At 45.2% G+C, this 18,827-nt stretch carries 14 protein-coding genes; 10 read left to right on the plus strand and 4 right to left on the minus strand.

What is annotated here, in order from left to right:
• Positions 1 to 15: 15 nt before the first annotated feature.
• The 3 genes from ACRRSX_RS17385 (at position 16) to dmeF (ending at position 2,376) form a co-directional block, all read left to right on the plus strand.
• Entirely contained in the window at positions 16 to 579 is a 564-nt protein-coding gene (locus tag ACRRSX_RS17385) for a copper resistance protein CopA (RefSeq protein WP_432451956.1), read from the plus strand.
• A gap of 72 nt (positions 580 to 651) precedes the next feature.
• Positions 652 to 1,296: a cytochrome b/b6 domain-containing protein gene (locus ACRRSX_RS17390; RefSeq protein WP_432451955.1), complete on the plus strand. Its 645-nt coding sequence runs from the start codon at positions 652 to 654 to the stop codon at positions 1,294 to 1,296.
• A 162-nt stretch (positions 1,297 to 1,458) separates the two neighbouring features.
• The gene (dmeF, locus tag ACRRSX_RS17395) at positions 1,459 to 2,376 is read left to right on the plus strand and encodes a CDF family Co(II)/Ni(II) efflux transporter DmeF (RefSeq protein WP_432451954.1); all 918 of its coding nucleotides are present in this window, start codon (positions 1,459 to 1,461) and stop codon (positions 2,374 to 2,376) included.
• Between the two features lie 382 nt (positions 2,377 to 2,758).
• Here the strand turns inward: dmeF and ACRRSX_RS17400 are convergent, their stop codons facing one another.
• Complete coding sequence (locus ACRRSX_RS17400) at positions 2,759 to 3,223, minus strand: Rrf2 family transcriptional regulator (RefSeq protein WP_432451953.1); 465 nt, start codon at positions 3,221 to 3,223, stop codon at positions 2,759 to 2,761.
• Between the two features lie 87 nt (positions 3,224 to 3,310).
• Between ACRRSX_RS17400 and ACRRSX_RS17405 the strand changes: the two genes are divergently transcribed.
• Entirely contained in the window at positions 3,311 to 4,738 is a 1,428-nt protein-coding gene (locus tag ACRRSX_RS17405; RefSeq protein WP_432451952.1) for an MFS transporter, read from the plus strand.
• A gap of 303 nt (positions 4,739 to 5,041) precedes the next feature.
• On the opposite strand, the gene ACRRSX_RS17410 is transcribed toward ACRRSX_RS17405, so the two are convergent.
• Together ACRRSX_RS17410 and ACRRSX_RS17415 are read right to left on the minus strand one after the other, a co-directional pair.
• Positions 5,042 to 5,593, minus strand: coding sequence for a sigma-70 family RNA polymerase sigma factor (locus ACRRSX_RS17410; protein WP_432451951.1), 552 nt, complete (start codon positions 5,591 to 5,593; stop codon positions 5,042 to 5,044).
• A 120-nt stretch (positions 5,594 to 5,713) separates the two neighbouring features.
• Positions 5,714 to 7,357 carry a methyl-accepting chemotaxis protein gene (locus ACRRSX_RS17415; protein ID WP_432451950.1) on the minus strand — a complete coding sequence of 548 codons (1,644 nt, stop codon included), beginning with the start codon at positions 7,355 to 7,357 and terminating at the stop codon, positions 5,714 to 5,716.
• 715 nt (positions 7,358 to 8,072) lie between these two features.
• Between ACRRSX_RS17415 and ACRRSX_RS17420 the strand changes: the two genes are divergently transcribed.
• The 4 genes from ACRRSX_RS17420 to ACRRSX_RS17435 all read left to right on the plus strand — a co-directional run bounded on the left by ACRRSX_RS17420 (position 8,073) and on the right by ACRRSX_RS17435 (position 10,952).
• Positions 8,073 to 8,429: a diacylglycerol kinase gene (locus tag ACRRSX_RS17420; RefSeq protein ID WP_432451949.1), complete on the plus strand. Its 357-nt coding sequence runs from the start codon at positions 8,073 to 8,075 to the stop codon at positions 8,427 to 8,429.
• A 1-nt stretch (position 8,430) separates the two neighbouring features.
• Complete coding sequence (locus ACRRSX_RS17425) at positions 8,431 to 10,083, plus strand: phosphoethanolamine transferase (protein ID WP_432451948.1); 1,653 nt, start codon at positions 8,431 to 8,433, stop codon at positions 10,081 to 10,083.
• Positions 10,084 to 10,162: 79 nt separating this feature from the next.
• Entirely contained in the window at positions 10,163 to 10,447 is a 285-nt protein-coding gene (locus ACRRSX_RS17430) for a PepSY domain-containing protein (RefSeq protein ID WP_432451947.1), read from the plus strand.
• A complete protein-coding gene (locus ACRRSX_RS17435; protein WP_432451946.1) occupies positions 10,440 to 10,952 on the plus strand; it encodes a cytochrome b/b6 domain-containing protein in 513 nt (170 codons plus the stop codon). The genes ACRRSX_RS17430 and ACRRSX_RS17435 overlap by 8 nt, the downstream gene beginning before the upstream one ends.
• A 325-nt stretch (positions 10,953 to 11,277) precedes the next feature.
• On the opposite strand, the gene ACRRSX_RS17440 is transcribed toward ACRRSX_RS17435, so the two are convergent.
• On the minus strand, positions 11,278 to 12,849 hold the full coding sequence (locus ACRRSX_RS17440; RefSeq protein WP_432451945.1) for a methyl-accepting chemotaxis protein: 1,572 nt from the start codon (positions 12,847 to 12,849) through the stop codon (positions 11,278 to 11,280).
• Positions 12,850 to 13,554: 705 nt separating this feature from the next.
• On the opposite strand from ACRRSX_RS17440, the gene ACRRSX_RS17445 reads away from it, so the two are divergent.
• Positions 13,555 to 15,195: an NAD(P)-binding protein gene (locus tag ACRRSX_RS17445; protein ID WP_432451944.1), complete on the plus strand. Its 1,641-nt coding sequence runs from the start codon at positions 13,555 to 13,557 to the stop codon at positions 15,193 to 15,195.
• Positions 15,192 to 18,743, plus strand: coding sequence for a pyruvate:ferredoxin (flavodoxin) oxidoreductase (gene nifJ, locus ACRRSX_RS17450; protein WP_432451943.1), 3,552 nt, complete (start codon positions 15,192 to 15,194; stop codon positions 18,741 to 18,743). Before ACRRSX_RS17445 ends, nifJ begins: the two co-directional genes overlap by 4 nt.
• The last annotated feature ends 84 nt before the right edge of the window (positions 18,744 to 18,827 follow it).

Genomic DNA, 18,827 nt, shown 5'->3' on the forward strand with positions numbered 1-18,827 from the left:
TAAGGAAAAATTAATATGAAAAAATTAGCTTCAATACTTACCGCATCCATCCTTACACTAGTGAGCGTTACAGCCAATGCCCACAGTGAACACTGTAAAAACACCGAGCTTGGCTCGGTTATGGAGGACATGAAATCTGAGCTTAAAGCCTACGTTGATGCATTCAAAGGTGACGATCAGGTAGCTATGCAGCAACATGCAGCACAACTGATTAGTAATGCTAAAGAAGCTAAGCAATTGATCCCACTGAAACTGCAAGATAGCGAACATCACATGGCTGAGCATGATGATCATATGGTAGAGATGGCTAAAGTGGACCACTCTGGTATGAGCCATTCAACTATGGATCATAGCGCTATGGAAAGTATGGATCACAGTAACATGCCAGATATGGAGGATATGGACCACAATACCCATATGGCGCATATGAGCTATATAAAAGGTATAGATGAACTGCTGGTGTTATTTGGCCAACTACAACAAGTTGATGACAAGAAACTCGTCAAAAACACCCTAATCAAGGTGAAGAAGCATAGCAAACGAAGTCATAAACAATTTCGTATGAGTTGTGATAAATAGTATTTATTGGCCGTCATAAACTGGCGGCCTAGCAAGACCCCTAAAGCGCCTAAGGCAAAGAGTGAGAGGGTGATGATGAATGTTAAGCAAAAAATTTTGGTATGGGACAGATTTATTCGTTTTTATCACTGGCTGCAATTAGCTCTGCTAGTCGGCTTGTGGTTAAGTATGAAGTACGATGAAGTCGATTTGCACATGCAGCTAGGCTTGGCACTCTTGGCTTTGCTTCTGGTTCGATTCATCTGGGGCTACTTTGGTAGTGAAACCGCGCTGTTGAAGTCACTACAGCTTCATCCTAAAGGTGCACTCGATGAACTTAAACAAGAATTGGGCGGCACAGAAAGCATACATACTGGGCACTCTTACCTCGGTTCTTATATGGTGCTGGCTTTATGGGTACTGCTATTAATACAACTTCTATCTGGCTTGTTTAATTCTGATGACATTCTCTCTGATGGCCCCTTATATGCCTACGTGGACGAAGAATACTACGAATGGTTTAAAGCCCTCCATTCAAGTAACGCCGATTACTTATTTGCGCTTATCGCAATTCACATACTGGCGATTGGATACTTTTGCTTAAGGAAGCGTGGTTACTTGAGTGCTATGTTCAGTGGTTATAAGAATAAAGATATCGCAACCAAACCTAACATCAAGCCTGGGCTTTGGCCGATATTGGCAGCTAGTCTGCTGATAGCATTGACCTTAGTTTTCTAAATCGTAAACAACTACAGAATGAAAAGGCCTTGAGCGTGACTCAAATCAGCGGCTTTTTTGATCTAACTTATCATATAGATAAATTGGGTTTGCGAGAATAAGAGTGAGAACAGTTACTATTTTTTATTAGAATTCTTACTTACAGGGATGGTAAATAAGTTTATGGATCACCAACATCAAGCCGCTTTTGATATTAGCAGCCAAGCTCACCAACACGATTTTTCTCACCACACCAATCAAGGTGAACAGCGTACATTAATTGTATTAATGCTTACTGCCATTACCATGATAGTTGAAATTGTTGCTGGAACTTGGTTTGGCTCCATGGCTTTGCTTGCTGATGGATGGCACATGGGGACTCACGTTGCTGCATTCGCGATAACTATCTTCGTTTATCGATATGCTCGCAAGCACGTAAACAACCCCAAGTTCAGCTTTGGTACCGGAAAAGTCAGCTCGCTTGGAGGTTTTGCCAGTGCAATTGCTTTAGCGGTAGTTTCTCTTCTCATGATAATTGAGTCGATTACTCGCTTCTTCGAGCCACAAGCGATTGCCTTTAATCAAGCGATTTTAGTTGCTGTTATTGGCTTGTTAGTTAACTTAGTAGGTGCTTGGATTCTCAAAGATGATCACCATCATCACCATGATGAAGAACACAGCCACTCTCACCAAGATCACAATCTACGCGCAGCATATATGCACGTACTGGCCGACGCACTAACATCATTACTCGCTATATTCGCTCTGCTCGCTGGCAAATACGCTGGGCTTAATTGGTTAGACCCAGTAATGGGTATTGTGGGAGCTCTAGTTATAAGTAAATGGGCTTGGGGCTTAATATCATTAACAAGTAGTCACTTACTCGACCAACAGTGTCAAACCACCGAGAACCGTGTGCGTGAAGCTTTGAAAGACGAAGAGATAGAAATCACAGATTTGCATGTTTGGCACCTCGGAGAGAAGTCACTTAGCGCTGTAATCTCAATACGTAGCGAAGCACCTCGTTCGTTGATAGCCTATAAGCAGCTGTTACAACATATTCCCAAGCTGAGACATGTAAGTATCGAAGTTCATAAGTAGTACTCAACGTTTTACTTTAAAAAAAGCCATAGAGTCGCTTATTTTAACCGAGTGCTAACTCGTTATTGTCCAGAGGCGTGTTACAGCGAAGAATCGCAACCCAAACATATATGGGATCCACGTATTTACAAAGTGATAATTTCAATAGACGGTTAAGATACGTACGTATATTCGGCTTCTTGTTGAAGGCGCTACCTGGTAAGGCCTTACCACATACTGGAATCCTCGTTTTTTTCATTCTCCTAAGTCTAGTCTTGGCAAAGGAGGGAGTGGATCCCATACATCAAGTTGGAAGTCATACGAGATATTTGGCAAACAAACAACCTGTGTCCAAATTATAATAATGTTACTGTGAATCTGGCTTACTAGAGCAGATTTACTGTCATTCATGTGGGTCTGACTTATGAACCCGCTCATTATCCAAACTTTCTAAACGACATTTAAATTGCATATTGAGTTCTGCAAGTGTAACGGTCTCAAGTTGAGCGATAAATACACGTCGAGACATCTCTAAAGCATGGTTAAGAGACTCATCAGCTATCTGCTGTACTAAACATGTTGGGTTGTCGGAATCGCTTGATATTGCAAATAAGCGAGGCATACCTAAGGCTTCGTAAAGCCCAAGCAACGTAATTTCGTCGATGCGTTTCATTAATATCCAGCCTCCATTATGCCCTTTGTTGGACATAACATAACCTCTATCACGTAACCCTGACATTGTTCGCCGGATGACAGATGAATTTGTATTTAGCATCTTAGCTAAAGCTTCAGAGGTTAAAGGTTGCTGAGTATCGTGCATATGTAGTAAGGCATGAATAACTCTTGATAGCCGAGAATCGGTTCGCATCGCCAACTCCTTTTCATGTTGCTTTTAAAGATACATGAAAATACAATGGTCTTCACGATACATTTGAAGTTACATGAGTTGAGTATAATGAACGATCAATGTCTACCAAACAGATGGCAAGCACTCTTCTTCTTGTTGCTTGCCAACTTCCTCAATATATTGGATGTAACCATTGTTAATGTTGCTATTCCGCGGATTTACCAAGATATGGATATTTCACATTCTCAAGCACAATGGGTATCAATCATATATTTGATAAGCTTCTCTGCCTGCTTGCTTCCTTTGGGTAAGCTGGGAGATATGTATGGCAAATTGCGATTATTCAAAAGCGGGCTAATCGCCTTTATGGCGACATCATTGATGTGTGCGGTTTCTCCTAGCATTGAGATGCTAATGTTCAGCCGGTTTTTTCAAGGTTTTGCAAGTGCGATGATGGTTCCACAGGTGTTAGCCATTGCAGTGTCAATGTTTCCTGTAGAAGAAAAAACAAAGATGTTTGGTTATGTGGGGATTGTGGGAAGTTTAGCGTCAATCCTTGGCCCCGTCGTCGGAGGGACGTTGATTTCACTCAATCTATTCAGCCTTGATTGGCGAATTATCTTTGTTATAAACATTCCCATTGGAGTAGTCGCGTATTTTGGCGTGAAAAGAAATCTAGCGAACGAAGTGAAAACGTCACGATTACGAATAGATTGGCTAGGTAATAGTCTAGTTATATTGATGAGTATTTCTCTTATTGTGCCTCTCATTGAAGGCTACAGCTTAGGCTGGCAACCATGGATACTGGCTGTGTTAGCGATGTCTCTACCTAGTATATGGGGTCTCAACCTTTGGTTGAAGAAGCCTACAGCAGATAGTAGTCGTCCTAAATTGATATCTGTTAGCCTGTATACAAACCGTTTCTTCATCAACCAAGCTATGTTCATGATGTTGTTTGGTACCACGACTCCTGGGTTGTTCTTTGTTCTAACATATTACATGCAGAGGCATCTTGGCTTTAGTCCGTTTGAATCAGGAGCTGTGACTTTGGCATTCCCTTTAGGGGTTCTTATCTCTTCATCAGTGCTAAAAAATAGCCCTTTATCATGGCAACGCTACAGAGTCTTTAGTGGTTGTTTAGGACTTACCGTTGCATGGTCAATACTATATCTCACAATTAGCTATGTTTCTGTATTTGATGAGTTATATTGGATTTCATTGCCTTTATTCATAGGAGGGCTTGGAATGGGAAGCGCAATAATTGCGTTATTTCAAAGCATGATGAGCACTGTAGATAGAGAAGATTCTGGTACTGCTTCAGGTGCAATGCAAGCATTACAACATATAGGTATGGCAATAGGTATTGGTATAGCTGGCCAGATCTATTTTATATCTATTGATTTTTATGAAATGCCACTGGTAGCGATGAAAAACTGCGTGTTATACAGCGCAGTCATGATTGGAGGATTTACGTTGAAGTCTCTTCATAGTTTCATCGACAAAAAAAGAAATATCCTTGACGTTGTAAGAAACTAAGAGCACATAATTGTGCTCCCAAGTAATTTAAAAATTACATTACTTTTAGTAAGTCGAAAATCAACGATTAGAGCATGATTTCTATCGTGTTTTTGTCAGAAAACTTACCCAGCGTTGCAGCCAGACTATACCTTGGCATTAACTGATAAGCATTCTTCCGAGCCAATCCCCCTTTAATAAGCAATGTCCAACAATGAATTTGGAAGTGAGCAAGCTTTAGTATTCATTAAACGCCCGCTACAGACCAAGATGACTGCATTTTTCCATCAAACTATAGTGTCCTTCGATAGTAAGCCAGCTGATTTAAGAGCGCTTCGGTTTAAAGCAACAGATCTGCTGTTGCTCATCATAAGCAATTTGACATGCACAATTAAGTTGCTGTTTAAGCTTCACTCTGGCGCGCTGCAAACGAGACTTAGCCGCCGATAAACTCAGTTTATGCTGCCTCGCATAGTCTTGTTGCGACATCCCTACAATGTCACAGCACTGAATAATATGACGATCGCGCTTCGCTAATCGCTCGAGCTGTCTGGGTAAGCATTGAACTAAGGCATCGATCGGCTCAAGCGCCGTTTGTGGCTGCTCAAGACGATTCAAATCACGACTGCTAATAAACTTTGCAGACTCGCGATAGTGATCGACTAAACGATTTTTCGCAACTTTAAACAACCATGCTTTCACATTATCGAGACGACAAAACTTGTCCTTCTGGCGTAAGGCTTTCACAAAAACATCTTGTAGCACATCTTCTGCTAACAAGGAGTCTTGGGTCTGTGAGAGTAACCAACCCAACAAAACTGTTTGATATTGTAACCACGCTTGAGTTAAACACGGTTTCGGCTGAGTACGCGGCATGAATCACCTTTTAAAGATTAATGGAGCACAATTGCATTCAATTTCTGAGATGGCGAGTGCCGTCCCGTCATATCCGATGGACACTCGCAAGATTAACTGTGCCGTTCAAAGACCCTCCCACTATACGGAGTAGGCTTCGATTTCCATTTTTAATTGCTCAGCTAACTTGGCCAAAGCCATCGTTGAGCTGGAGCTTTGCTCGGCTCCCTGAGCCGTTTCATTAGAGATATCACTAATCGCAATAATGTTCTGATTGATCTCTTCGGTGACTGAGCTTTGCTGTTCAGCTGCAGTCGCGATTTGTGCATTCATCGCCGAAATATGATCAACACTTTGAGTAATTTGCGCTAAAGCGTCCCCCGCCTGTAAAGATTTTTCGGCCGTTAACTTCGCGTTATTGGCCCCCTGCTCAAGCCGTTGGGTTGACTCTCGACTGCCCTCTTGTAATTGCGAAATCGTTTGCTGAATTTCCCCTGTCGACTGTTGAGTACGACTGGCAAGCGTTCGAACTTCATCGGCCACAACCGCAAAACCTCGTCCTTGCTCACCTGCCCTAGCCGCTTCGATTGCCGCGTTAAGCGCAAGTAAATTAGTTTGCTCAGAAATACTTTGAATCACTTCTACTACGCTACCAATTTCTTCCGCATGCTGCGCTAGCTTTTGCATTTCTTTAACCGAGTCTTGCATTTCATTGGACAAACTTTCGATCATCGCGATACTCTGCCGCACCACTTCTTGACCATCGGCGGCGGCCAAATCGGCTTTTTCCGATGCCTCGGCGGCTGTACTGGCGCTTTGCGCGACTTCATGAACAGTGGCCGTAAACTGGTGCATCGCCGTTGCAATTAACTGAGTTTGTTGCTGTTGATCAAAAATGTTTTGTTTGGTTTGCATCGCAACCGATGAACCTTCTTCTGCAGAACTAGCAAGCACTTCAACCGACTGCTTATTGGTACTCACCACATGTTGAAACTTAGCCACGATGGTATTCACATCGCTGGCAATATCAGTAAATTCATCCTCTCCATCCACATCAATTCGCTGGGTTAAATCCCCCGCAACAATCAAGCTCGATTTAGCTTGAAGCTGACGAGCCGCTTCCGAAACGCGCTTCACTATCAGTGTCGACAGACCAATAATCACCAACAAACTTAAACTAATAATAATACCAACCGACCACATGAAATGTTCGGTATCAGCTTCGGCCTGTTGAAAGTTTTTAGCGGCTTCATCTATTTGCAGCTTTAAGAATTGTTGGGCGGCCTTGGTGACAGAGGCATAACCAGGGTTAATCACCTTTAATAATACCAAATTAGCATCAGTAAACTGGCCTTGCTGTAGCGCTTTAATCGCAACCTCAAAACCACGCTGCGTCACTTGGTCAACTTCTTTCGCCAGCTGCTGAGTAACCCTGCGTTCTTCATCCGATAAATCTGAACCTAATATTTCCCGGTCAATCAGCTGATGCAAGGCTTCAATGTTAGTTTGAATCGCATCGATATGTTTACCTAAAGGATGGTCATGCATTTTTGCAAATTCAGAGCTGGGATCGTGCTGAAAGGCCAATAATAAGGAGCTTCGCGCACTGCCGATATTATCCAAAATCTTACCAGCTCGAACGGTGTGTTGTATCCCTTGAGTATATAAATCTTCTATTGCGGCTTTCTCTCGGTTCATCCCGGTAATACCTTCATAAGCCAAAAAACCAAAGGCAATAAGAAATAATAAAATGATAACTTTAAGTCGAAAACTAACTGTGCGCATAAATCCTTCCATGTGAGAGAAAACCCAAATCACCGTAAATTTGAATAAATGACCAAAATTGGCTCGAAATCCCTTATTCGTCACGGTCAGTGTTATTCAAAACAAACGTATCTTAATTTTAATCTTCCAAAACAGCGTCAAACCCTGTTAATCAAACCCTGCGGTGCATTGGTTGCGCATTAAACCACCATTTATATGGATAACTAATTTCACATGGCATACCTTGCTTAAAAACACCATAAACCGCAGTAAAAGAATCCCCCAATATGAACCGTTGCTGATAGTTAAATACTAGAACAAGCAGCTAACTATCATTCACAATCTATTTGATAAGAATCAATAAAACAGTACTTTGCTTGAAGAAAGCATGGATTAGATATAAGCAATCTTCCAAATCAAAACACAAAGCGAAGAAGTATCAACTATTCAAGGGATAACGAGTTGATTCAGCGCCGCTGGTTTTGCTATCGACCACAGCCAAGGAAAGTTGAACAATTTGCTCCAAAGTAAAATATTGGTCAATCGCAAAAATACCGCCTCCCCAATCATTAGTCTCACTTGCGGCCGGTCGGCAGCCAGCAATATAAAGCCGCTTTCTTAAGTATTTCTTAAGAAAACAATTTTAAGCTCTCTGCGTTCAGGCTGATCCTCGTTTGCTGTTAACAGAGCCATGAGGAAAGCTTCATTTATTAAAATTAACCACTGATTAAGACTTATGAAACAAACTCATACTGGCCTCGCACGCATTATTTATGCCACAGGATTTTCTATAAATGGTTTCATTTCCGCCTGGAAAAGTGAAGCCGCTCTCAGGCAGGAAGTCACGTTATTACTGCCTTTAGCCATCACAGCCTTATTTCTGCCTGTAAGCAAGAGTGAGCAGATTTTGCTTATTGGTAGCCTGATACTGGTTCTGATTGTGGAATTACTCAACTCAGCCATCGAAACGGTGGTTGATCGCATCGGCTCTGAATGGCACGAGCTGAGTGGTCAAGCCAAAGACATAGCCTCAGCCGCAGTGCTTACATCTCTCATTTTCGCTGCTTTTACTTGGAGTTGGATTCTCATTTAACATGCGTTCATTCACTAGATTCGCCTTACCCTATTGGCTCGCCACTTTGTTCATCGCCCTGTATTTTGCAGTGGTACTTAACCTTCCCATATATGCCAAAATAAGTGAGATATTCAGCCACCTCGAACAAGTAAAACTAGGTTTCATCATAAGCATTCCGCTATTTTTTATACTCGCTTTAAACCTGATATTTCAGCTGTTCTCTTGGCCGTTTCTGTTTAAACCATTTTTTATTCTATTGATCTTATTATCGAGTATTGTCAGCTACAGTAGCTTTAACTATGGCACCATTTTTGACCAGGATATGTTGGTTAATATTTTGGAAACCAATGCTGGTGAAGCCAGCTCATATATCAGCTTATATTCACTAACCTGGATCCTTGGCTTAGGCGTTCTACCAAGTGTTCTACTCGCACTATTACCAATAAAAAAAGAGCGCACCTTTATTCGTTTCATCGCTAAAAAATGCTTAGCCATGATCCTATCTGTTTTGGGTATTCTATTAATCGCAGCTTTGTATTATCAAGACTACTCGTCGGTCGGTCGAAATAATTCCTATTTAAACAAAATGATTATTCCGACCCAGTTTGTCTACAGTGCCTATGGGCAGGTCAAAGACAGCTACTTTACTAAACCCATGGTCTATAAAACCCTCGCAACCGACGCCAAACAAATAGCAAATGCTGCTGCGAACACAAGTGCAAATAAGCCGAACTTAGTCATCTTTTTATTAGGTGAGACCGCCCGCGCACAAAACTATCAATACCATGGCTATGCTCGTGATACTAACGCTTATACCCAAGCCTATCACCCGTTCTTCTTTTCCAATATGTCCTCCTGCGGCACAGCCACTGCAGTATCGGTACCTTGTTTATTTTCTAACATGAATAAAGCTAACTTCAATCGCAAGCAAGCCGATCACCAAGACAACCTGTTAGATATTCTGCAACGAGCTGGTATTAACTTACTATGGAAGGAAAATGATGGAGGCGATAAAGCAGTCGCAAAAAACATTCCTCTCATCAATATAGATACTTCGCGACAAGATCAACAATGTAATGGTCATAGTTGCTATGACATGGTGCTATTGGAAAATCTCGATCAACAAATCTCGGCGATGTCAGGGAATCGTATGATTGTGATGCATCTGATGGGGAGCCATGGCCCCACCTACTTTCAACGCTACCCAAGTTCAATGGCAACCTATCAACCCGATTGTCCACGAGCCGATATTGAAAACTGTTCGATAGAGCAAATTCAAAATAGTTACGATAACAGCATTCGCTACACCGACTTTGTCACCGCACAAGTGATAAAACACTTACAAAGTTTGCAACAATACAATACTGCGCTGATCTATGTCTCAGACCATGGAGAATCACTGGGTGAAAATGGCCTGTTTCTGCATGGCATGCCCTACAGCTTAGCCCCAGAAACTCAAACCAAGGTTCCCTTGCTGTTTTGGATGTCTCCAGGTTTTGCGAAGCAAAAACATATCGACTCAAGCTGTTTAAACGCTTCTCGTGATAAGCCTTATTCCCACGACAATCTATTTCATTCCTTACTCGGTTTAATGGATGTCTCGACTCAGGAATACCATGCCTCTGAAGATATATTCAGCCCTTGTCGTTCACTTACAAACAGCTCTTTTTAGCCTATTTTGTCAAACCTTAAGTCTTCCTTAAGTTTTGCAACTTATGATGAAGTTGAAACTAAACGAACAGGAGAACAAGATGTCACCGATTAAAATGTCAACTCAACTTATTGCATGTATCCTAGCCGCAACCTCCTTTGTGGCTTTAGCCGACCCTACTTGTACTCAACAGCCTGAAAGTACTTGGATCCCCATCGAACAAGCCCAACAGCGGGTTGAAGAAATGGGTTACAAAATCAAAGTATTTAAAAGAACCCACACTAGTTGCTATGAACTTTACGGTCATACCAAGCAAGGAAAACGAGCAGAAATTTACTTTAACCCAACCAACATGGAAAAAGTAAAAGAGGAAATCGATGACTAAACACTACGTTTGGGATTGGCTAGTAAGACTGACTCACTGGACCGTTGCAATACTATTTTTAAGTAACTTTTTATTGCTGGAAGAAGGCAGCGAACTGCATCAGTGGGCAGGCTATGGGGTCTTAGCCGCTATTGCGACGCGTTTAGTCTGGGGCTTGATTACCCGTTCACCGGCTCGACTCAGTACTTTTAGGCCGTCAATCGCAGCAGGTATTGCTCACCTGAAGGAGGTGCTTGTGAGCAGGCAAGATCAACACCACGGGCACAATCCCGCAGGTGCTTTGATGATCTGGCTCATGTGGTTTTTACTGATTGCTACTGGTCTTTCGGGCTGGGCAACCCAGACCGATCTATTCTGGGGAGAGGAGTGGCTTGAGAAAGTCCATGGATTACTAGCTGATCTGTGTATGATCGCCGTTGCAATCCATGTTTCAGCGGTGATCATCATGACCAAAATCACCGGCAACCCTTACCTCAATGGCATTTTGTGGGGTCGTAAAAACTAATCTGGTGTACAGTCAACAATGCAGTTCCACTGCAGTGTTGACTGTACAAAACGACGACACTGGAATGACTATTTTCGCGACAATTGTTGCTTCAAATAAATGACACCAAACTCTCCCTTGAGGTGATTTATTTAAGAACCGCACATCATCCCAACGCTCGGTTCAAAGCGCTCAGCGACCAGGCTATGTTACCGCTTCACTTTAATCGCAGCTCAGGCGCTATACCTATCAGCCTTTGAACAGAAGAATCCCCGCCTTCTGCAAACAAACTCAGCTCGAAGCAACATCGACCACTTCGAGTCTACAAGTCCTCGCTTCTGGCATATTAAGCCTGAAACTGATGAATCAAGCGCTGTAAGGCTTGTAATTTATCGACCAACATCCCCGTACGCTCGACCGACTCATCCCCTGTCACCGCCGTTTCCTCGGTTAGCTTATTAATATTAATCAAGTTACGATTAATTTCTTCGGTCACCGTGGCCTGCTCTTCTACTGCCACTGCAATTTGATGACTAGTATCCGTCACACGATGCAACATATCACCAATTTCAATCAGCGAATCTCCGGTATTCTGAGCATTCACTAAACATTGCTCAGAGAGCACCTCACCCGAGGCCATGGTTGAAATTGCCTGCTCAGCAGTAGTTTGCAAATTATTAATCATGGTATGGATTTCTTCGGTAGAAACTTGCGTTTTCTGGGCTAAGTTTCGCACCTCTTCCGCCACCACAGCAAAACCGCGCCCAGCATCGCCAGCTCGAGCGGCCTCAATGGCCGCATTCAAAGCTAACAAGTTGGTTTGGTCGGCAATCGAACCAATCACATCGAGGATCCCTTCAATTTGCTGACTACTTTCAGCCAATTGACTCACCACTGCTTGGGAGTTTGCTAACTCCTTATGTAAAGCCTGCACCGAGTCGATCGTGGTATCAACCTGTTGTCGCCCTGCAACCACCGCGGTATTGGCTTGGCTGGTCAGCTGCGATGCTGACTCGGCACTTTCCGCCACTTCTCGAGTAGCATGGGCCATCTCGGTCACCGCTGTAGCGACCTGAGTGGTTTCATCGTTTTGCTGAGAGAGACTCTGTTTCATAGACTGCATGGTCGCCAATTCATCCTCGGCAGACAGCAGAATATCGCCTGTGGTTTCCCCAGTGCGAGCCACCACTGCACGCAATTCAGCTTGGCGCATCCGCAAGGCCAATTCAATGGCCGAAAACTCATCATAATGATCAGTGTAAAGATTTTCCATCAAAGGGTTGTGGTAGGCCTGCTGGGCTCGTTGATTCAGTTGTTGAATCCGCGAGCGTTGTCGCCAACCGAAAAATAGGCTGGCAGCACCAAGTAAAGCGCCTCCCCCGGCCAACCAATACATTCCCGCAGTCAAAGCCTGCCATTCCAGCAAGCCCAACATGCTTAGCGTTAATAGCAACATATAGGAAGCATAGTGATGTCGCCAGCCCAATAAACGCTGCGGTTTTTTTCCTTGCTGCAATTGACTATAGGCCGCATCCGCTCGTTTAATTTGTTCACGTTCAGGGCGTGATCTCACCGACTGATATTCAATGGTTTCACCCTGTTCATTTTTAATCGGCGTAACAAAGGCACTCACCCAATAGTGATAAGCGCTATCTTTGCAGCTATTTTTGACTAAACCCATCCAGCTTCGGCCCGATAGCAAGTACTCCCACATCTGGGCAAAGGCCACTTTGGGCATATCCGTATGTCGGATAATATTATGTGGTTGACCAGATAACTCAGTGGCCGAGTAACCTGCTACATCACAAAAGCTTTGATTGGCATAAGTGATATAACTATCGTTATCGGTGGTAGAGATCAGACTGTCAAATTCAGAGTAATCGACTTCTTGTTGAGTTACGTGCTGTTGTACTGCCATAACGAATACTTAAATCTAAAAGATATAAATATACACAAAAAAATACACATAAAAAAAACAATTTATGTATTTAACAAATATGTAATACACTGATATTTGTCTTCTATTTTATCATTAGTTTGTTTTTCAAAATATTGCTCTGAATTTTGATAGCTATCCGTAGAAATAATATGTTTAGAGTCATAAAAACAGTCTTCAACAGATAAAACCATGAATATTCATCACTCGGTTTTTTTAATATATTTAACTAACTAGCAAACTAAAGTATCCACGACAATCCCCGTAGATTCGCACTCCAGGCCGATAAATCAAAAAGCCATCGAACCTTTAAGGTTCTCAATCAAACTCAAAAACTTAGAAATATCTTTGATTCATATAATAAATTCGGCGAAGCCAAAAACATTTTCACTTTATTTCAAAAGCATTGCTAATAAGCGGCCATAAATTATTTTAGACATTACTAATATATAAATTAAAACTGTGAACTCCCTACATGGATCCTTTGATAAATTTTGATCTAGATAGCTCTCATAAAATGCAGCGTATGCTAAATTTTTACTAATTTTGATTTCTTAAGATTTAGCGTCGGCAGTGAATCACCTGCCTTCATAACACCGTGCCATAGCATCGTTAGCGACTAACGAATGGCAAGCTATTGCCTATTCTTAGCGCGGCAAGATGGTGCACTGAACTTAAGGAACCCTGATGAAAGCAAAATCTGTCGATTTATCAAGTCCTCCCGACCTTACCTTGAGCCATGGCACAGGTGCCGTCGCAAAACGAAAACCAATTTATCAATCGCTGCTGCCACCTTGTAATGCTGCCTGTCCGGCGGGAGAAAATATCCAAGCTTGGCTATCACTAGCTCAACAAGGTGATATACAACAAGCTTGGCAGGTATTGATGAACGACAATCCTTTCCCAGCGATCCATGGCCGAGTTTGCTACCATCCCTGTGAAGCAGCCTGTAATCGCAATGAGGTGGATCAAGCCGTCTCGGTACACGCCATCGAGCGTTACTTAGGCGATGTCGCCTTAGCCGAAGGCTGGCTACCAGAATACAATGCCACGCCGAGTGGCAAAAAAATCTTGATTGTGGGGGCTGGTCCCAGCGGCTTAGCCGCCGCCTACCACCTAGCTCGTTTAGGACACAGCGTAGAAATACGCGATGCCGGCAACAGCGCTGGCGGCATGCTACGCTTTGGCATTCCGGCCTATCGCTTACCGAGAAATATATTGGATGGTGAGATCTACCGCTTACTTAGAATGGGGGTAAAAATCACTCTCAACCACCGGGTCGACGATCTAAAACAGGAGCGAGAACAAGGTGGGTTTGCCGCCGCCTTTGTTGCCATTGGCGCTCACATCAGCAAGAAAACTGAGATCCCAGCCCAAGAGGCGAGCAAAATCATCGATGCCGTCAGTTACTTAGAAGCTATCGAACAGGGCCAAAAACTCAATCTCGGTCGTAGAGTCGCCATCTACGGAGGAGGTAATACCGCCATGGATGCAGCCCGCAGTGCCAAACGCCTTGGCGCCGAGCCAATGATCATCTATCGCCGCGACATGGCGAATATGCCCGCCCACCAGTTTGAGGCCTATGAAGCGCTGGAAGAAGGAGTGCAAATCAATTGGTTACGCACCATCAAAGACTTCAGCGAACAACAACTCACCGTCGAGTTGATGGAATTAGACGAACAAGGTTACCCTCAACCCACCGGTAAGTTTGAAACACTTGCCGCCGATAGCCTGATCTTAGCCCTCGGACAAAACGTCGATACTCGCTTGCTCAGCCAGTTCGAACAGATCCGTTATCACGATGGAGTGGTGGAAGTAAATCAACACATGATGACCGGTGCCGAAGGTATTTTTGCCGGCGGTGATATGGTGCCTTCGCTACGCACTGTGACCATTGCCACAGGCCACGGCAAAAAGGCCGCCCATTGCATCGATACTTGGTTACAACAAACACAACTAACCACGCCCCCAAAAGCAAAAATTGCCACCTCCGAACAGCTTCACCTCTGGTATCAAACTGATGCCCCTGTCAATCCCAAAAATCAACTCTCCCCCGAACAACGGGTTGATGATTTTAGCGAAGTCACTCAAGGTTTAAGCGCTGAACAGGCTCAATTTGAAGCCCAACGCTGCTACTCCTGCGGCAATTGCTTTGAGTGTGACAGCTGCTATGGCGCTTGCCCACAACAAGCCATTAGTAAGCAAGGCGAAGGACAAGGTTATGCCATCGACTATCAACGTTGCACTGGTTGTCAAGCCTGTGTAAACCAATGTCCTTGTGGTGCGATGACGATGACCATGATCGATACGGTGGAGGAAAACCAATGAAACCACGCATGCTCACCCTCGACGGTAACGAAGCAGCGGCTCGAATCGCCTATTTATTTAGTGAAGTTTGTGCCATTTATCCCATCACCCCCTCTTCAACCATGGCTGAACTGGCCGATGAATGGGCCAATCAAGGAAAACCCAACCTATGGGGACAAATACCAGAAATCATTGAGATGCAAAGTGAAGGCGGTGCGGCTGGCGCGGTTCACGGCGCGCTGCAAGGCGGCGCTTTAGCCACCACCTTTACCGCTTCTCAGGGCTTGATGTTAATGCTCCCTAATATGTACAAAATTGCTGGAGAGCTAAGCCCAGCGGTATTTCATGTAGCCGCTCGCGCCTTGGCTGCTCAAGGATTATCGATTTTTGGCGACCATCAAGATGTAATGGCAGTGCGCGCCACAGGCTTTGCCCTGCTCGCATCGGCCTCGGTGCAAGAGGCGCAAGACATGGCTTTAGTGGCCCATCTCGCAAGCCTACGCTGCCGCATTCCCTTTGTGCATTTCTTCGATGGCTTTCGAACCTCCCACGAAGTCAATAAAATTGCCGCTCTGGACGCCACGCAAATTAAGCCGCTGGTCGACGATCACTGGGTGTGGCAACACCGCCAACGCGCGCTCTCACCAGAACGCCCAAAAATTAGAGGCACCGCTCAAAATCCCGACGTTTATTTTCAGGCTCGCGAGAGCGTCAATCCTTATTATCAACACGCCCCCAGCATCGTTGCCGATGTGATGCAGCAGGTCGCGAGCCTAAGCGGTAGACCTTATCGCCCCTTCGATTATCATGGTGCAGCAGACGCCAGCGATGTACTGGTGGTGATGGGCTCGGCGAGCATCACCGCACAACAAGTGGTCGCGCACCGCTGTCAACAAGGCGAAAAAGTTGGTGTGGTTACGGTACGGCTATACCGTCCCTTTAGCAGCGAACACTTTTTGGCGGTATTGCCAAATACGGTGCAAAGGATAGCAGTGCTTGATCGCACCAAAGAGCCCGGCTCACAAGCCGAACCATTACTACTGGATGTTCAATCGGTGATCCACGAACACCCCGAGCGCCTGCATATTAAGGTCTGTGGTGGGCGCTATGGCCTATCCAGCAAAGAATTCACCCCAGCCATGGCCGATGCGGTCTTTAAATCCCTACGCGCTTCGCCAGTTAAAACTCGTTTTAGCGTTGGTATCAACGACGATTTGAGTCACCTCAGCCTAACAGTTGATAGCAAAATGACTTTGCCAGAAACCGGCGTCAGTAGCGCACTGTTCTATGGTTTAGGTTCCGATGGAACGGTTGGGGCCAATAAAAACACCATTAAAATCGTCGCCGAACGTCCGGGGTATTATGCGCAGGGTTACTTTGTTTATGATTCTAAAAAGTCTGGCTCAACCACGGTTTCGCATTTACGTTTTGCCCAACAACCGATAGATGCGCCCTATTTGCTGGAACACGCCGACCTAGTCGCGGTTCACCAACCGCAATTATTACGACAAATGGACTTAGTGAACAAAATCAAAGCACAAGGCTGTTTGTTGCTCAACAGCAGCTTGAATGACCAACAACTTTGGGACTCATTCACCGCAGATACTCAGCACTCTATTCTTGAGCAGCAAATCAAGGTATATGCGATTGATGCCACCGCGGTCGCCCTCGCTGGCGGCATGGGGCGCCGAATCAACACGATTATGCAGGCCTGTTTCTTTGCCTTAGCCAACATTCTGCCACTCGAGCAAGCCTTAAACGCCATGAAACAAGCCATTACCAAGAGCTATCAACGCAAGGGGGCTAAAGTTGTCGAGGCCAACCATGCCGTTGTCGATGCTAGTATCGCCGCGCTACGAACAGTGACTTTAGGCCAGGCAAATTCGGCACGACAACTGAGCCCCGCGCTCAGCCCGCCGGCTCCGGCCTTTATGCTACAGGTCACCGCCAAGATGATCCGTGGTTTAGGCGATCAAATTCCGGTATCGATGCTGCCCGATGATGGCACTTGGCCCAGCGGCTCCAGCCGTTATGAGAAACGTAACATTGCCGCCACACTGCCCAAATGGGACAGCGAGGCCTGCATTCAATGCGGAAACTGTGTCATCGTTTGCCCACATGCGGCGCTGCGCGCCCGTTTCTATCATCAAGCTTACTTAGCCCAGGCGCCCAGCAGTTTTGCGTCGGCAGCTCTGGCCGCCCGAGGCTTTCCCGATACCCACTATACTTTGCAGCTCTACGGGGATGATTGTACTGGTTGCGGATTATGTTTCGAGGCCTGTCCGGTGCGCGGCCCCGAACAACAGCGAGCGCTCACCATGCAGCCCAAACCGCAACAGCAACAACCGCTGCGTGAAGCGCTGGCTTTTTTCGAAAGTTTGCCAGTCAACGATCGCAGTCGTGTGGATTTTTCCACTGTGCATGGAGTGCAATTTCTTGAGCCGCTGTTTGAATTTTCCGGGGCCTGTAGTGGCTGCGGTGAAACACCTTATTTGAAACTGATTACCCAACTATTTGGCGATCGTATGTTAGTTGCCAATGCCACCGGCTGTTCATCTATTTATGGCGGTAATTTACCCACCACTCCTTGGTCAAAAAATGCCGAGGGCCAAGGACCCGCTTGGTCAAACTCGCTATTTGAAGACAATGCCGAGTTTGGTTTGGGTCTGCGACTCAGCGCCGATCAACAGCGACGCGAAGCCGAGAGACAACTACAGCAATGGCAACCCGCCTTCGATCCACAACTCATCGAAGCGGTACTCAACGCGCCTCAGCAGTTTGAATCACAACTCAGAGCACAACGTCAACGCCTGCAGCAACTAATGCAACAAATTAAAGGCCATGCTCACGCACAAACGCTCAGCTCGGTATTAGATTATCTGTTACGTCGCTCGGTATGGATAGTGGGGGGCGACGGCTGGGCCTACGACATTGGTTTTGGCGGCTTAGACCATGTATTGGCTTCCGGCCGAGACGTGAATATTTTAGTCATGGATACCGAAGTCTACTCCAATACCGGTGGCCAAATGAGTAAATCAACCCCGCTAGGCGCGGTGGCTAAATTTGCCGCCGGCGGAAAAACCATGGCCAAAAAAGATGTGGCCCTGCAAGCCATCGCCTATGGCAATGTTTATGTGGCAAGAGTCGCACTGGGCGCCGATCCTCAGCAAACGCTGTTGGCCTTACGTGAAGCCGAAGCCTATCCCGGCCCTTCACTAGTGATAGCCTATTCACATTGCATTGCCCACGGTATTGATATGCAAAAAGGTTTAGAGCAGCAACAAAATGCAGTCCTCAGTGGGCACTGGCCATTAATTCGCTATAACCCAGTGCTGCGCCAGCAGGGAGCGAACCCTTTTGCCCTAGACAGCTTACGCCCCAGCGTGCCCTTAAAACACTACCGAGAACAGGAGAATCGTTACCAGATCTTAGCCCAGAGCCAGCCCGAAGAGGCGCAACGTTTAATGGATATTGCCGAGCAGGTGGCGCGTCAAAAATGGGCCACCTACGAAGAAATGGCCCATCGAGATGCCAGCCATTTCCATCCCGATGCACGGCGTGAACTTTAAACAAAGCGGGAGAGGCGGCGCCAGCCATACTCTCCTTCGCTCCGATGCGCGCGTGAAAATTAAACAGACACACCTTAAACAAAG

This window comes from Agarivorans sp. QJM3NY_30, from assembly GCF_050870855.2.
GTDB lineage: Bacteria > Pseudomonadota > Gammaproteobacteria > Enterobacterales > Celerinatantimonadaceae > Agarivorans.

Bases quoted from the DNA above. Each gene is read 5' to 3' on its own strand.
- ACRRSX_RS17415 (WP_432451950.1), bottom strand. From the start codon at position 7,357: ATGCGCACAGTTAGTTTTCGACTTAAAGTTATCATTTTATTATTTCTT.
- ACRRSX_RS17385 (WP_432451956.1), top strand. From the start codon at position 16: ATGAAAAAATTAGCTTCAATACTTACCGCATCCATCCTTACACTAGTG.
- dmeF (WP_432451954.1), top strand. From the start codon at position 1,459: ATGGATCACCAACATCAAGCCGCTTTTGATATTAGCAGCCAAGCTCAC.
- ACRRSX_RS17430 (WP_432451947.1), top strand. From the start codon at position 10,163: ATGTCACCGATTAAAATGTCAACTCAACTTATTGCATGTATCCTAGCC.
- ACRRSX_RS17445 (WP_432451944.1), top strand. From the start codon at position 13,555: ATGAAAGCAAAATCTGTCGATTTATCAAGTCCTCCCGACCTTACCTTG.
- nifJ (WP_432451943.1), top strand. From the start codon at position 15,192: ATGAAACCACGCATGCTCACCCTCGACGGTAACGAAGCAGCGGCTCGA.
- ACRRSX_RS17405 (WP_432451952.1), top strand. From the start codon at position 3,311: ATGAACGATCAATGTCTACCAAACAGATGGCAAGCACTCTTCTTCTTG.
- ACRRSX_RS17420 (WP_432451949.1), top strand. From the start codon at position 8,073: ATGAAACAAACTCATACTGGCCTCGCACGCATTATTTATGCCACAGGA.
- ACRRSX_RS17390 (WP_432451955.1), top strand. From the start codon at position 652: ATGATGAATGTTAAGCAAAAAATTTTGGTATGGGACAGATTTATTCGT.
- ACRRSX_RS17410 (WP_432451951.1), bottom strand. From the start codon at position 5,593: ATGCCGCGTACTCAGCCGAAACCGTGTTTAACTCAAGCGTGGTTACAA.
- ACRRSX_RS17440 (WP_432451945.1), bottom strand. From the start codon at position 12,849: ATGGCAGTACAACAGCACGTAACTCAACAAGAAGTCGATTACTCTGAA.
- ACRRSX_RS17435 (WP_432451946.1), top strand. From the start codon at position 10,440: ATGACTAAACACTACGTTTGGGATTGGCTAGTAAGACTGACTCACTGG.
- ACRRSX_RS17400 (WP_432451953.1), bottom strand. From the start codon at position 3,223: ATGCGAACCGATTCTCGGCTATCAAGAGTTATTCATGCCTTACTACAT.
- ACRRSX_RS17425 (WP_432451948.1), top strand. From the start codon at position 8,431: ATGCGTTCATTCACTAGATTCGCCTTACCCTATTGGCTCGCCACTTTG.